The 15,634-nt window shown below is 39.6% G+C and carries 11 protein-coding genes; all 11 read left to right on the plus strand.

Going from position 1 to position 15,634, the window contains the following annotated elements:
* Window positions 1-993 (plus strand): sensor histidine kinase, encoded by a 993-nt coding sequence (locus A5888_RS13775; RefSeq protein WP_086348606.1) that lies wholly within the window; start codon window positions 1-3, stop codon window positions 991-993.
* Window positions 994-1,171: 178 nt separating this feature from the next.
* The gene (locus A5888_RS13780; RefSeq protein WP_086348607.1) at window positions 1,172-1,927 is read left to right on the plus strand and encodes an ABC transporter ATP-binding protein; all 756 of its coding nucleotides are present in this window, start codon (window positions 1,172-1,174) and stop codon (window positions 1,925-1,927) included.
* Between the two features lie 6 nt (window positions 1,928-1,933).
* The gene (locus A5888_RS13785; RefSeq protein WP_086348608.1) at window positions 1,934-3,931 is read left to right on the plus strand and encodes an ABC transporter permease; all 1,998 of its coding nucleotides are present in this window, start codon (window positions 1,934-1,936) and stop codon (window positions 3,929-3,931) included.
* Between the two features lie 216 nt (window positions 3,932-4,147).
* Entirely contained in the window at window positions 4,148-4,846 is a 699-nt protein-coding gene (locus A5888_RS13790; protein WP_086348609.1) for a glucosamine-6-phosphate deaminase, read from the plus strand.
* 492 nt (window positions 4,847-5,338) lie between these two features.
* On the plus strand, window positions 5,339-6,433 hold the full coding sequence (locus tag A5888_RS13795) for a tyrosine-type recombinase/integrase (protein ID WP_170924738.1): 1,095 nt from the start codon (window positions 5,339-5,341) through the stop codon (window positions 6,431-6,433).
* Window positions 6,434-6,703: 270 nt separating this feature from the next.
* Window positions 6,704-7,396 carry a winged helix-turn-helix domain-containing protein gene (locus A5888_RS13800; RefSeq protein ID WP_170924739.1) on the plus strand — a complete coding sequence of 231 codons (693 nt, stop codon included), beginning with the start codon at window positions 6,704-6,706 and terminating at the stop codon, window positions 7,394-7,396.
* An 89-nt stretch (window positions 7,397-7,485) separates the two neighbouring features.
* A complete protein-coding gene (locus tag A5888_RS13805) occupies window positions 7,486-8,403 on the plus strand; it encodes a signal peptidase I (RefSeq protein ID WP_086348612.1) in 918 nt (305 codons plus the stop codon).
* Window positions 8,404-8,427: 24 nt separating this feature from the next.
* A complete protein-coding gene (locus tag A5888_RS13810) occupies window positions 8,428-9,438 on the plus strand; it encodes a TasA family protein (protein ID WP_086348613.1) in 1,011 nt (336 codons plus the stop codon).
* A gap of 56 nt (window positions 9,439-9,494) precedes the next feature.
* Window positions 9,495-10,256, plus strand: a complete 762-nt coding sequence (locus tag A5888_RS13815) for an LPXTG cell wall anchor domain-containing protein (RefSeq protein WP_086348614.1) — start codon at window positions 9,495-9,497, stop codon at window positions 10,254-10,256.
* A 233-nt stretch (window positions 10,257-10,489) separates the two neighbouring features.
* Entirely contained in the window at window positions 10,490-11,185 is a 696-nt protein-coding gene (locus A5888_RS13820) for a hypothetical protein (RefSeq protein ID WP_086348615.1), read from the plus strand.
* 14 nt (window positions 11,186-11,199) lie between these two features.
* A complete protein-coding gene (locus A5888_RS13825) occupies window positions 11,200-15,414 on the plus strand; it encodes an RCC1 domain-containing protein (RefSeq protein WP_086348616.1) in 4,215 nt (1,404 codons plus the stop codon).
* Window positions 15,415-15,634: the final 220 nt, after the last annotated feature.

Consider the following 15,634-nt stretch of genomic DNA (forward strand, 5'->3'; position numbering starts at 1 on the left):
ATGCGGCTATTTTTTCGCTATTTGAAGGATAGAAAATACACGGTTATTACTTATATCGGCATGGTTTCGTTGTTCGTCAGTACTTTTTTTCTTTACGATGTACCCGTGGATGTTTATGCAGATGCCCTGCTTTTTTCTGGTTTCTTTCTCTTAATCATGATGAGCATTCAGTACTATCGGTATCGCAGACAGCATTTTTCACTTGAGAATGGTAAAAAAGCCGTTCGGTTATATGTGCAAAGTCGCCAACAAAGACAGCTGTTGATTGAAGAGGACTACGAGGAGCTTTTAGAAATATTGGATCGAGAATGCCGAGAGGACGTCAGCGAATCGAAGCAAGCCAACTACCGTTTGATGGATTACTACAGCATGTGGAGCCATCAAATCAAGACGCCATTAGCTGTGTTGAATTTGAAAATGCAGGAAAATCAGCTGGATCATACAGTGTTGAAGCAAGAATTATTCAAGATCGACCAATATTTGGATATGATGCTGCAATATTTGCGCTTGAATCACACAGAGACAGATTTTGTTTTTGAAGAGGTCGATATTGACCGACTCATCAAAGAAACGGTCAAAAAGTATGCGACATTCTTTATTTATCAGGAACTGTCCTTTTCATTGGAGGAAACGGGACAGACTGTCATTAGTGACAAAAAATGGCTGGGCTTCGTTTTGGAGCAGATTCTTCTGAATGCAATCAAATATACCCGTCAAGGCGGCATCCGAATCTATAGCAATCCTAATCGGCCAAAGGAAATCGTGATCGAGGATACAGGAATCGGTATTTTGCAAGAGGACATCGATCGAGTATTTGAAAAGGGCTACACAGGGTACAACGGCCACAATCATCAAAAAGCGACGGGTCTGGGACTTTATATGAGCCGTGAGATCATGAGGAAGCTGGGACATCAGATCCATTTGACCTCTGAAGTAGGGAGTGGGACAAAGGTTTGGCTGAATGTGAGTCAGCATCGCTATAAAATGGAATGAACCTTACAGCAATGTAAGTGCAGCAGCCGAAGTGTAAGTAGCTATCGACTGCTGTTTTGTTTACTATAAAAGAGAGGAAAGCAGCAGACTGTGAAGCGGCTGATGCAAATCTAATAGTAGTTCTTCAGGCCATTCAATTGAATAAGGCTGTGATGATACATTCCAAGGAGGAATAAAAATGACGATGCTGGAAGTAACACATATACAAAAAGTTTATCAAACCCGTTTTGGTGGCAACCAAGTAACCGCACTAAAGGATATTTCTTTTCTAGTGGAAGAAGGTGAATATATCGCTATTATGGGGGAGTCAGGCTCAGGAAAAAGTACCCTGTTGAATATTTTAGCGACACTGGATATGCCGACACAGGGCTCTGTACTGCTTAAAGGGAAGAACATCACGGAGATACCTGAAGGAAAACTGGCAGCTTTTCGAAGAGAAAATCTCGGTTTTGTTTTTCAGGATTTCAATTTGTTGGATAATTTTTCAGTAAAGGATAATATCTTCCTACCATTGGTGCTGTCAAAAACATCGGTCAGCGAAATGACACAAAGACTGCAGCCGTTGGCAGAAATTCTAGGAATTGGTGAGCTTTTAGAGAAATACCCATATGAGATTTCGGGAGGACAAAAGCAGCGTGTTGCAGTTGCGAGGGCACTGATTACAAATCCTCAGATTGTTTTGGCAGATGAGCCGACAGGCGCATTGGATTCAAAAAGTGCAGAGAATTTACTGACCTTGTTTCAGGAAATCAATCATCAAAATCAGACGATTCTGATGGTGACCCATAGCGCATTAGCTGCGAGTAGAGCCAATCGTATTTTGTTTATCAAGGATGGACAGGTTTTCCACCAGCTATACAGAGGACAACGAAGCAATGAACAGCTCTTTGAAGAAATTTCAAAAACAATGACAACATTGCTGGCGAAGGGGTGAGAGAGCATGCTGTATTCGCGTTTAGCCTATAATAATTTGAAGAAAAATCGTACGGTCTATATTCCTTTTGGTTTGGCAACGATTTTTACGGTCGTGCTGAACATCATCATGCAGGTCATGCTGCATAATGATGGGATGAATTCTCTTCCACAGGCCATGTCTGTCAAGGCAATGTTTAGCTTTGGAAGTATTGTCATCGTGATTTTCTCGGTTGTCTTTACGTTTTATACCCATAGCTTCCTAATCAAACGTAGGAAAAAAGAGCTGGGATTGTATAATATTTTAGGGATGGATAAACGAAACCTGACAATTATGATGTTATTTGAAAATCTATATGTTTTTCTCATCGTGATGGTTGGCGGGATTATCTCGGGTGTAATTTTTTCCAAGCTGATGTTTTTGGTATTGAAAAAGCTGACAGGCTTAGGCAATGATTTTGTTTTTGATTTAACTTTGTCTTCGTTGCTTGGGGTAATAGGGCTATTTGGGGCTATTTTTCTAGTCACTTTCCTGTATGATATGTGGGAAGTTCGTAAGTCTAAGCCTATTGAGCTGTTGGGGCAGTCGAAATCGGGTGAAAAAGAACCAAAAGCGAAATGGCTTTTTGCGGTTGTTGGGATCGGTTGTCTTAGTGTCGGGTACGGGATTTCTTTGACGATCCAATCACCTGTAGAAGCATTGACCTTGTTCTTTGTCGCAGTTGTTTTAGTAATTATCGGCACCTATAGTCTATTTGTTGCAGGTAGTATTACGCTGTTGAAATTTTTGAAAAATAGAGAGCGTTTCTACTATAAACCTTCGAACTTCATTTCCATTTCGAGCATGATTTTCAGAATGAAGCAAAACGGGGCTGGCCTGGCAACAATTTGTATTTTATGTACAATGGCGTTGGTGACAATCTCCACCACTGTTTCTCTGTATGTAGGGCGAGAAGACATGATCAAGAATCGGAATCCATTCCAGACATCAGTCAATGCCAATCTACCGGTGGAAGAGGTAAAAGGGTCAATAGAAGCAGCGGCAAGTAGTCAGGAAATCAAGGTTAATGATTTGCAGTACATCACATCATCTTCGAATGTTGTTACAGTGAAAGAAAAGGCAGGTGTTTATACTCCAAGTGAGGAATCTCTTGGTAATTACAGCACGGTGAACGGTTTTCAATTCATTAAATTAAGTGAGTATAATCGTGTGGAACAGAAAAATGAGGTGCTTGCTGAAAATGAAGTCATCCTTTATCCGGTATATGGTGGGTATGAGGAACCAACGATAACGATCGCTTCACAGCAGTTTGTAGTAAAAGATGTACCGGCTGAGTTCGTTCTATCACCTAAGAAAGAAGATGAAACGCTAAAGGCTTTCTTGGTTTTTGTTCCGGATGCGCAGTTTGAGCATATACTGACAACTGTTGCACAGGATTTCAAAGAAGGGGTCTTTACTTTCAATCCAGAACTTGAAAGTAGCATAATGTTTGAGCTGGATGGCTCAATAGAGAAAAGATTAGCTGTTGTGGAAGCCTTGCGAAGTGAGTTTAACACACGTGCGCAACAGCCTGGAATGGAGGAGCTAGATGTTTCGGTGTCTTCTATTGATGAAGACCGAGAGTCTAACCAAATAATGATGGGCGGGTTCCTGTTTATCGGCGTGATCTTTGGCTTGAGCTTCATTATTGCTACAACTCTGATTATCTTTTATAAGCAGATTTCTGAAGGGAACGATGACCATGACCGCTTTGAAATCATGCAGAAGGTCGGCTTGAGTCATAAAGAGGTACACAAAACAATCCAGCATCAGATTCTATTGGTCTTCTTCCTGCCAATCATTGTGGCAGTGATGCACTTGTCCTTTGCCTTTCCAATCATCAAGAAGCTATTAGTCCTCTTTGGATTAATAAATGGGTCATTGTTGTTATCGACTACCGCGGTTTGCGTGGGCATCTTCGTTCTATGCTACTTCCTTATCTATTGGCGAACATCAAAAGTGTATTACCGTTTAGTAGAGAGATAAAATGTAATTTATGGGTTTCTGAAAATAGCTGTAGAAAGCGATTTTCGGAAACTCTTTTTATTTGGTTGTGAAGAAATAAGTATCATTTTTCTGAAAGGTTCAATAAGCGTTTCTGTGGTTCTTTATTCTTGCTTATTAAATGATTTATTTTATCTTGACATGGGATGGTTCCCACAAATTATAATCAAGAAAAATAACAAATAGAGGAGCGATTGCATGAAAATCATTATTGAAAGCGATTTCGGATCGATGAGTGAAACAGCAAAAAATATTTTATTAGGACACATGACAGAAGCGAAACGAGTGAATCTGTCAATCACTGGAGGAAATACACCAGTAAAGGTTTACGAAAAAATGGTAACCGCAGTCAAGGATAGCCCGAATTATGATAATGTTCATTATTATAATTTTGATGAGATTCCAGTAGAAGGTCAAAAAGAAGGGATCACTATCAGTGATTTAAGAAGATTGTATCTAACACCTGCAGGGATCAGCGAAGAGAATATTCACCCGTTGACTCCTGAGAATTATGCAGAACAAGATGTATCATTAGAAGCAGTTGGCGGATTAGATGCAATGCTGATTGGACTAGGAAAAGACGGACATTTTTGCGGAAATATGCCTGGAACAACGGCGTTTAACAAACTAACTTACAAAGTGACTGTGACAGGGGAAGAATCGTGGTTTGTCCCTGAGATGATGGAAAAAGGGATGTCCTTTGTGACAATGGGGCCGGTCAGTGTGATGCGTGTGAAGCATCTGATATTAATTGTTAACGGATCAGAGAAGGCTGAAATGGTTAGAAGGGTTCTGACTGGACCGGTCAGCGAGGATGTTCCGGCATCTATCTTACAGCTGCATCCCAATTTGACTGTGATTTTGGATAAAGAGGCTGCAGCAGCTTTGGATAAATAGAAGCTGATAATAATAGTAGAATAATGAGAAAAAGCTACCTGTGATGAATCTATCATCACAGGTAGCTTTTTATTAATGAATTGAGTCGGTTTCACTCACTAAAGCTAGTTGAAAAAACCACGCGTACGGCGCGTGGTTAGTTACTTCATAAGTAAACAATTAATTTGTATTAGATATTTTTTATAATAAATATATTGAAAACCAAATGGTCGGTAATTATATTTAATATATTGACGAAATCTTGTTTTTGGTAAAAACAAGAAAGTGATATAATTATTATATAATATATGAATTGTTTTAAAAATGGTGTTTTTCCGAATTAATATTCGATTATTATACGATATATATATCGATGGATTTATTATACACTATTATTTTTCTTTATATTTCTCATATTTTTACAAAAAAACGTAAAAATATGAGAAATATATGATTATTCTTGTATTTGCCGTCATGTCAGCCGTCAAAAAATGTGGAAAAGAGGGAGTTTTTATGGCTCGTAGAGGAGAAAATATCTATAAACGTAAAGATGGTCGCTGGGAGGGGCGCTACATTCAAGGGAGGAAGTTGGATGGAAAAATCTGTTATGGGTATGTTTATGCTCGCTCTTATAAGGAAGTAAGGCAAAAGCTCATAGAACAAAAAATTAGTTTGAAGATGAATGACCCTGCACAAGTAGATTTTGAGGGAACGGTTACGATTTGGATTGATTATTGGCTGGATGAGATCAGTGATACGGTAAAAGTAAGCACATATAGCAGCTATAAAAATAAGCTGGAACGTTATGTAAAACCATATATCGGACATTTACCTCTAAGAAAGCTATCATCGTATCAAATCAATCAAATGATTAAAGAACAATCTAACCTTTTAGCACCCTCATCTATCCGTACGGTGTATCAAATCGTAAAAAGTTGTTTGAAGGAGGCTGAAAAACGACATTTTATTGGAAGCTACCTATTTGAAGATATCCAACTGCCTAAAGTAATAAAGCAAAGGATTCGAACACTTTCTCTGAAAGAGCGTCAACTCGTTACTAAACTAGCAAAGCAGGATATTCATGGGTTTCCAATCATTCTTTCTTTGGAAACGGGTCTTCGTATTGGAGAAATTTCTGGTTTAAAGTGGCAAGATATCGATTTTGAATTAGAGACACTAACTGTATCAAGAACATTGCAACGGCTTCAGACTTTTTCGACAGAAGGAAAAAAAACAACCTTGTTAGAGGGGAGCCCTAAGACACAGATGTCAAGAAGGGAATTACCGTTATCGAAAAAAATGATAGAGAATCTAAAGAAAATGAAGCAGGGATCAACGAGTGAATATGTTATTGCTATTCAAGGCAAACCGATGGAACCTCGAACGATCACGAACCATTTTAAACGAATTGTTGCAGGTACCACATTAGCATCTATCAGCTTTCACTCATTGAGGCATTCATTTGCTACGCGCTGTTTGGAATGCGGAATAAGCGCTGCAACCATTTCGTCCCTTTTAGGGCATACTTCTGTCAAGCTGACATTAGATATTTATACAAATGCAACCTTGAGTGAGGAACGACGAGCGGTGGAAATTCTGGCATACTAAAAAAGAAATGAAGCATGGGGGGGACACCCCTTATGCTTCATTTCTTTTTAGACCGTCATTTAAACCGTCAAGATAATTTTTTTTGTTGCTGTAATGGTTCTTTTATTGGCTTTCTTGTTTTTACCAAAAACAAGAAAGTGTGTAATACGTGTGTTTGAAAGTCCGTATCACAGGAAGTAATTGTCTTTTTCATCTACTAAGAAGTGATTATCTGAATTTTTGTCCTCATCTAATAAATTATAAAGAAGTCCAATGGAAAGGAGAAGTATTATGCATACGATTGGTGTGTTAAACATAGCAGGTAAACTGCGGCAAGAGTACATAGATAGTTTGAAAAAAGAAGAATATCAGGTTGTATCGATTGAACCAGAGCAAAAACTGGATGAAAAAATCCAACAAGTAGATGGGATTATTATTTTTGATGAAAATCAGGAGAATGTTGGTGGTGTTTGTAATCTGATTTTATCGATCAAAAAAGAATCACAGGCGTTGGTCTGGACAGCTTCGAAAGATATCCCCAGTGTGAATCGATTGGTTTATCTACAATTGGGTGTTTCAGGGAATATTGAACAGGAATGCGATCCGGAAGAATTGCGTCTGATTATTCGCAACTCATTAGCAAGTGAGCGTAAAGAGAAAAAAGATACAACAGAGGAAGAAAGAGATATACCGACACTTCAGCTGAATGATGCGAATCAAAGTGTTTCTATCGAAGGTGGAAGAGAAGTGGATTTGACTAGGCTGGAATTCCAAATTCTTAGTGTTCTATATAAGAATTGTGGGAAGGCGATGAGCTATGCAGAGCTTCATGCTGCAATTTGGGGAGAAAAACAAACACCTTCTAAAGCACGTATAGCAAATCTGATTTTTCATCTAAGAAAGAAAATCGAGAAGGATATGATGAATCTTCAGTATATAAAAACGGTTCGATCAAAAGGCTACATGCTGAATGTATCAGTGTAAGACGTGGATAGAAAGAAGACAGTCAGAGCTTCCATATACTATTCAGTGATTGACGACTCAGTCATTTATAAAGTCAGGAGGCAAGAAGATTGACCATAGAGGAACAGAAGTTGGACCGATCAAAAAAGAAGGTCAACAATCAAAAAAAACGATCTGTGGAATCCAATAAACTCAAGAGTAAAAAAAGAAAAAAGCGTGTCTCTGATTTAAAAGCTGGAGATACTGTACCAAATAAAAGAAGAAAACCTTCTAATAATAAGAATGCAAGTAAAAAAAAGAAAACAAAGAAAAATCAACCTTCCAACCAGAAAAATAGAAAGAAAAACACCGATAAGAAGAAGCAACGAAAGTCAAGCAAGGTTGTTACTGCTGTGTTCGATCTATTGTTTTTCCTCTTTATCTTTTTGATGCTTGGTGGAGCAGCCATTTTCACGATTAGTGAAAAAAATGATAAGTCTTTTTATGGGTATCGTTTTTATGAAGTGTACACCAATTCAATGAGAAAAACCCAAGAGGATCAAAAAGGAAATTTTGTTGCCGGAGACATGATCATTGTCAAAATTGAAGATCCGGAAAAAATCAAAGTTGGAGATATTATCACATTTGTGCCGAATCAACAATCACCCGATACTTATCTGACACATAGGGTCATTGCGAAAGAAGAACCGGAGAAAACGGAACAGGAGATTGTTGATGGTGAGGTTCAAATAAGTGAACACTATCCAGTCTTTACTACACAAGGAGATGCTAACAATAAGTCAGATCCACCGGTTCGAGGAGATAGAGTGATTGGGGTCGTCCAATTTTCAATCCCCAAGGCTGGAACGGGACTGAAATTTATTAGAGAAAATACGATTCCTGTGCTTGTGATGGTGGTGTCTTTTTTCTTATTAGTTATTTTACTGCGCCAATATTTTGCACCGGAAAAAGAAGACGCAAGTGAACCAAAGAAACGGTATGATTCTTTGTCTACTTCAAAAAGAAGAAGCAAAGATTTATATAAATAAATTTTTTTAGGAGGAAACACAAGAATGAAGAATCTAAGAAAGAACAAAAAGTTTGTTACAGGTGCGTCGGCTGCCTTAACAGTATTGATGCTGGCTGCAGGAACTTTTGCATGGTATTCTGCCCAACATAGCGTAGAAAACAAATTCAAAACAGACGGTATGCCAGACGGATCAGTAAAGGTTTGGGAAATTTTTGACGAAGAAGGCGGTAAAGAAGCAAAACCAGGAGAAAAAATCCAGAAGGATGTCGGTGTGACAAACTTGGGTGACAATCCTGTATTTGTTCGTGCGTCATTTGAAGAAATGGTTCATAAATATGATGCAGATGGTTTGAACTTGGCTGTAGAAAAATCAACAACGATCAAAGCGGATACAGATTTAGAAGCAAATGGCGGTTCATTCTTACCAGTTCCAGTTATCGACACAACATCATGGAGTGACCCAGCAACATTTGGTTTCACCGTAGATGCTAGCGTTCCAGCAGGTGTTACAGTGAAAATGAAGGAATTGACTACTTCTTCTACAAGCAATTCTTATGAAGTGATTGCTTATTCAACACAAAATGGTCAAGTTGGCGGAGAATGGAAGATCGACAGTGATGCAAAAACAATCTCTGTAACAGACATGACGTACAACTATTACAAACGTACTAGTACTGAAGCAACATTCAATTGGACAGTAGATACATTAACTGCGACTGCACCAGGTCAATTCCAATTAGATGAAAAAATCAATCTGCATTACCATACTGCAAATGTAGACAATACTGCACCAACAGCGAATAAATGGTACTTTAACGCTGCTGATGGCTGGTTCTACTATATTGGTTTAGTTGATTCAGGTAATGTGACACCATTACTATTGAATGCAGTAGAAATCGATGGTTCTGCTGGAAACAACTATATGTACATGGATTACACATTGACTGTAAAAGCTGAAGCTTTGCAAGGATACCAAGAAGCATTGTCTGACTGGTCAGGCGTGACAGGAGCACTTAAAACAGCATTGGAAGCTGTAGCACCTGCTGCACCATAAGCTGAGATAAAGAGTATCATCTCCTCAAAAGCAGATGACTTTAAGGAGGATTAACAATGAATCGAATAAGAAAATTGTTAGCTGTGCTGACAATGATATTCTTTTGTCTGGCTGCTCCTGCACTAGTCGATGCAGAAGAAATCAATATTCCTGACGGCTTTGTTATCGGAGACGATCAGGGACTTAGTGTGACAGAAAACGGTGGTTATTTCTTCAACCTTAGTGGTCTGATGCCTGGAGATATTATAACTCGAAATTTGGTTATCCAAAATAATCGATCGGATGATTATCGATTAAAAATGATTATTGCGCCGAAGTCTCATGAAGGGCCGGTCAATTTGATTGAGAGTATGAGCATGGTGTTTATGCTTAACAACAAGACCATTTATGATGGAAACCTTTCAAGTAATGAGCAAGGTGAAACTGTAGAGTCAAGAGAAATCGATTTTGGCGTTATTTCAGCTGGGTCAAAGCAGACGATGGACATAGAGCTGAAGGTGCTGCGGAATATTCCTTTCGATGAATTTATGTCTGGTCCTAGTGAGGCAATTGTCACATGGACATTCATAGCAGAAAGAGACGAGCCGTTGCCTTCAAATTCAACGGAACCGACAGAATCAACAGAACCCTCAGTGACTCAGCCAACGACACCATCGACCACTCTGCCGTCTACGACCAAGCCTTCAGGGAGTTACCCGAGTACAGGTGAAACGGTTTCCAAGATCCTGCTTACTTTGGGAGGTATCTTTCTGATCGCAACAGTCATCTTAGTATATCTTTTCTATATCAGAAAAGATAAAGATCAGGCGGCTCACTGATTTTCAGTGTGAGAATGAATAATCAAGGATAATACATGAGAGGTCGGGACAGGAGTATCAAGCTCTGGGGATCAAGAAGGACTATCAGAAAAATGTGTGAAGCATTTTTGAGATGGTACCTCTTATTTCGAAAGCTGTGCTTCTGTCCCGACATTTGTTCGGATTTAAGAAGTTATGCAGCCATTTGATGATCGGTTGCGTAGACTCTCGTTACTAAAAAGTGAGGTGTGATTATGCAGAAAAAATTAAAGATGCTGTTTCAAAATAAACCAACTGTAGGAATCATCGCATCTATTTGTACAATCCTCTTCGTTCTTGCGTCCACCTTTGCTTGGTTTTCCGGGACAGCTGCACGGGATAATGAGTTTAAGACTGACTTCGATTTTGATGTTGAATTAGTCGATGAATTCGAGAAACAGGAAACGGTTGTACCCGATCAGCTTGTTCCGAAAAAAGTAGGTGTCTTTAATCCAGAAGAGCTTGCAGCATTTGTTCGAGTTATGGTTTTTCCAGTTGCCTATCAGACAACAGATGATGGTCAGGTACCATTGCCAATTACAGATGGGGTAGAACTTGTTTATGATGATGCCAACACAACAACGACCTTTGAAGAAAACAAATGGCAGTTGGGTGATGACGGGTATTATTATTACCTAAGTAAGTTGGCTCCTGGACAGACAAAGGAACAGATCGATAATGGCGAATTAGACAGTCAACTCCTGTTTAAGGGTGTCACGATCAAATTTAAAGATGATGAAACAAAAGAAACCTATCGAGATGCATCATTCCAAATTGTGGTTAAATCTGAAGCTGTAGATGCTAGAAACAGTGAGTACCGAGTTTCCTGGTGGAATACGGATAAGGATACCGCACAAGTGAATGATCCATTGAAAACAATTGATAGTGTATTGCAGACACTGGCCAATTAGGAAGGAGCTAGACAATGCTGAAAAGAATCAAGAAGCATAAATTGATTGCTTCGATTGTGACAATCGTATCATTACTAGCCCTTTTGGCTGGTGTAGGGTATGCAAGACAAGGAACGAAAATTCAAGCAAATGAAAGCAGTGGAGAAAATCCAACTGTATTACTTGACCCGATTCAAGCTCTTTCCGTTGGAGTGCCGACAGATTATGATAAGACCAATGATGGCTATCAGGGTGTCGGCGCTTGGGATGCACCAACTATTGGGATTTTATCAGCAGTGAAGTTTACCAAAGCAGCTGCAGGTTATCTAGGTGGAGCATCGCTGGATTCAGCAGGTAAAGTTTGGACATGGGGCGATAACCGATTTGGACAATTAGGAAACGGTAAACTATTTGCTACAACAACCGCATCTACAAGCACTCGAGTTGCTTATGCCGGCGGGATCGTCCGTGTTCCCTATTTTGTTGACAACAATATTAACGTTATTGAAATCGCAGCTGGATTTTATAGTTATTATGCGCTGGATGATCAAGGGAATGTCTATGCGTGGGGGGATAACAGAAGCCAGCAGTTAGGTTTTGTTGGCGGAAATATGACTACAGGTGCAGCGATCAATAATTCTCAAAATACACCTGTCAAAGTAGCGGGACTCCCTAAAATCAAGTCGATCTCAGGAACGAATGGGTACGACACTTATATGGCAGCCGCTGCAATTGGGGAAGACGGCTCACTTTGGGTGTGGGGTGCCAATAACTATGGCGCACATGGCCAAGGGAACAATACAAGTACGAACGCTTATCAAGCAACTCCCCATAAAGTAACATTTAGTGAGAATGTTGATATTGTCAAGGTTTCTATTGCTTCTTACGCTTATGGACCATATATCCATGTTATTGATAGTAATGGGGATCGTTGGGCATGGGGAACAAATAATGGCAATGTGTTAGGAATTAGCGGTATGGGTTCCGGCGCACAATATGCATCAACACCTGTAAAAATTGCAGCAGGTACTACTTCCGGTATGGGCAAGCTTGTTGATATTAGTAGCAGCTACCGCTGGAATATTGCTTTAGATGAAAACGGCCGAGTTTGGCAATGGGGTACGATTTACGGTGTGAGTGGTGGAACAGCCACGACAACAAGCTATGCAACGCCTGTTGAAGTCAAATTCAGCGCGGCGGAAATAGCTAAAGTTGGCTATACGCCTATCCCTAAAGCAGTGAGTGCCGGTGAAAGCGTCAGCTATATCATCGATCAATATGGACGATCGTGGGCATTGGGAAGCGGCCGATATTTCGGTTTTGGTCGTGAAGGTGGTTATGAAGATGCCAACGATCAGATGGAGGCTGAAGCGGTTCAATATCCTAAGGTGATTGGTGATGGTGATACACAGATTTATGATACCAGTCCAAAAGATCCGGCAGAAGGACGAACGGCTGGAGCCTACGGCGTATACTCATTTAACCAATTGCATCCAACCATCTATGATAAAAAATATACCGATCCTTCGGAAGATAAATGGAAGAATCTAGCTTTTTCACCAATTCCTAAAATTTCTGCTATCTTTAGTCAACGTTCGTCAACAATGTTTATTGATGAAGATGGAAATCTCTTCCGTTGGGGAAATGATGGTTCAGGTTCAATAGCTTGGGGCTGGGATTACCAAAGTCAATATGATCAAAATGGTGACTTGGTCAATGGATTATATGACCGTTACACCTATGAAGTCATGTGGATGCGGGGATCGCCAAGTATTGACAACATTGGACTAAGCATTAAATCTGATCCGAAAAAGATTTATAAGTCAACAGGAGAAGAAACGCCTGTATCAGTGGAAACGTCATTTCCGGCATCCTTCCATGATGCGAACATGAACTTCGATATGCAAGCTATTTTGAAGGATTTGAAATATGTTTATTTACCATACGATACAACGGATGAAAACTTTAGCAAATCATCTTTGACAAAAGATGAATTTTTAGACTTGTATAATCGTGCAGATGCAGCAGATAAGGGCGATTTGGTCGATACAGCAATAGCATCGGATGATGAAGCGAAAACAGTAGCTTTTGATTTGCCTGCTGCCAAAGATAATGGCAAACTGTGGGTCATGATCGAAGATGAAGCCTATGGCCGTACGACATACACGTTACAAGCCTACACATTTGATAATTTCTACACAGAGCTTGCTTTAGATCATATAGGTGTAGACCATAATGATGTAAGTAAAGAAGTATATGGCTCAAATACCGAAAATATTGTAAAAGTCACACAAGATGGCATTGCTGATCTTGTTGGTTTCCCATTAGACACGAACGGAAACATCATAGGAACAATGACCAAGCAACCAACCTTTGGCTATGACGAAGTAGCAGTAAGCAACCTGTCTGATGATCAACTGGAAGCAATCGACCCCAATTTGACGAAATATTGGATATGGTATAGCCCACAGGCGAGTAGCAAAACGTATACGTTGAATGGTGTGGACGCTTCGAATAGTGCGGATATCACTGCAGTAACAGGTCAACTAGCGGTAACAGATGCGTATACACATGTCTTTCATTATGACGTCAATCCGAATGCGTTAGTTAATCTGCATTATATTGGTGTAGATGCCGCTGGTAATCGGATCAGTGAGTTTTCAATGACGCCAAATCCCGAGAATGAGCTATTCAAGGAGATGGAGTATACTCGAACACCACCGACGCTTTCCGAAGCTAGCGGATACAAGATCAAAGGGTACAGGGTTGTCTATACAACACCTCCTGCAGATCCAGTCAATGTAACTGGTTTGATAGATGTAAATTTAGATGGGGACATGGTTTTCACTATTCCTTGGGATACATCTGTGACAGATGCAACTGTGATAGTGGTCTATGAGCAAGCACCAATGGCTTATTTCATTAGTGCAGATAGAGGGGTTTCTCCATATACAGGTGTTGCTGATTTCGTGGATGAAAATCTACGCACATCCAAAGATACAGTATTTACCCATGAACCGAATGACGCAGCTATCGATACTGAATACGCGATTGTTGGTTATAAGATTTTCAATGGGAAAATCACTGATGTATCTGCGTTGGACTTGACTACTGCTACTCAAAGTCTGAATAGCGACGGGAAATCAGAATATACTCCGCCAAGTGGACAGGATGAATATACGGTTGTCTACATCTATGAAAAAGCGCCGTTGGTCCATTACGTAGCTGCGGATAAAGGTGCAACATCAAGTAACCTGTTGACAGATTTTTCTATGAACTCTGAACGGTTGGCAAAGGATACAACGCATTCGAAAACCCCTATTTATGCTAATGATGATTATGTCATGGTGGGCTACAAGGTAATTAGTGGGAAGCTGGCTGATGGTACAACGAATACGGATATTTCCGGTTATACCGCTACAACTAGTGGTACAGCCTCCTTCAAACCGAGTGATTATGGGTATGAATTAACTGTAATTTTTGTTTATGAGAAAAAGACACTTGTTCATTTTGTAGGAATCAATGGTCAGGACCCGGACAATCTAGTGTTTATGGAGAATTGGGATATTGATTCCAGAAAAGAAGTAAAGGGCAGTACGAATACACAAACACCAAAGGATTATACAAATCCAGATGGTTACAAGGCAATAGGTTATTATGTTGTCAATGGCAAAGTTACTGATCCGACTACTGTTGATTTGAGTCAGGTAGGTACGTTAACTACTTCTGGTGATGCTTCGTATACAGTACCGACAGATCAGGATGAAATAACGATCATTTTTGTGTATGAGATTCCTCCTTCTGTGGCGCAGTTCCATGTTCGTCAGGTTATCGTTGATAGTAATTCAAATGTGAAGGTTCCAACAACAGGCTTTATGACCTTGACCCAAGGGCATCCAGGTAGCAGTTGGACATTTACGGCGAAAGAGCTGAATATTACAACGACTTCCAGAAAAGAAAGTCAAGCAGCCAAATATTCTGATTATGTATTACCGATTTCCAAAGAATATATGGGGTATGGCTTGACATGGATCACACCACAGTATTATGAATACAAGGGATACAAGATTTCTTCAATTGACGGCGATTACGATTCATCAGGTATAAATACCTCAAAAGAAATCCATATTGATTTCACGGATGATAAAGAGTATTGGGTGACAGTTTATCTGACACCAACAACAGAACATCCGGGAAATTATAGTTGGAAAGATGCCCTCAATGATTTTGGGAAGATATTGATTCCTTAGCTTCAAGAAGAGAAGGAGCTTTTTCAGATAGTACAACTGTCTGGAAAAGCTCTTTTTACGTTATATCTACCCATTCTAGGATATGATATCTTGTTATTTTTAGGAAGTTATCTTCATCAAGATAAATTAAGTATATACATTTTTTGAGCTTACTAAATATAACGTTTAAATTACTTTTTAGCGTTGTGTTTAGCTATTTGAAGGACTATAATTATTGTTA

This window comes from Enterococcus sp. 9E7_DIV0242, assembly GCF_002140975.2.
Lineage (GTDB): Bacteria > Bacillota > Bacilli > Lactobacillales > Enterococcaceae > Enterococcus_L > Enterococcus_L clewellii.

Coding starts and splice junctions, on each gene's coding strand:
- A5888_RS13775 (WP_086348606.1), top strand. CDS start 1: ATGCGGCTATTTTTTCGCTATTTGAAGGATAGAAAATACACGGTTATT.
- A5888_RS13780 (WP_086348607.1), top strand. CDS start 1,172: ATGACGATGCTGGAAGTAACACATATACAAAAAGTTTATCAAACCCGT.
- A5888_RS13785 (WP_086348608.1), top strand. CDS start 1,934: ATGCTGTATTCGCGTTTAGCCTATAATAATTTGAAGAAAAATCGTACG.
- A5888_RS13790 (WP_086348609.1), top strand. CDS start 4,148: ATGAAAATCATTATTGAAAGCGATTTCGGATCGATGAGTGAAACAGCA.
- A5888_RS13795 (WP_170924738.1), top strand. CDS start 5,339: ATGGCTCGTAGAGGAGAAAATATCTATAAACGTAAAGATGGTCGCTGG.
- A5888_RS13800 (WP_170924739.1), top strand. CDS start 6,704: ATGCATACGATTGGTGTGTTAAACATAGCAGGTAAACTGCGGCAAGAG.
- A5888_RS13810 (WP_086348613.1), top strand. CDS start 8,428: ATGAAGAATCTAAGAAAGAACAAAAAGTTTGTTACAGGTGCGTCGGCT.
- A5888_RS13815 (WP_086348614.1), top strand. CDS start 9,495: ATGAATCGAATAAGAAAATTGTTAGCTGTGCTGACAATGATATTCTTT.
- A5888_RS13820 (WP_086348615.1), top strand. CDS start 10,490: ATGCAGAAAAAATTAAAGATGCTGTTTCAAAATAAACCAACTGTAGGA.
- A5888_RS13825 (WP_086348616.1), top strand. CDS start 11,200: ATGCTGAAAAGAATCAAGAAGCATAAATTGATTGCTTCGATTGTGACA.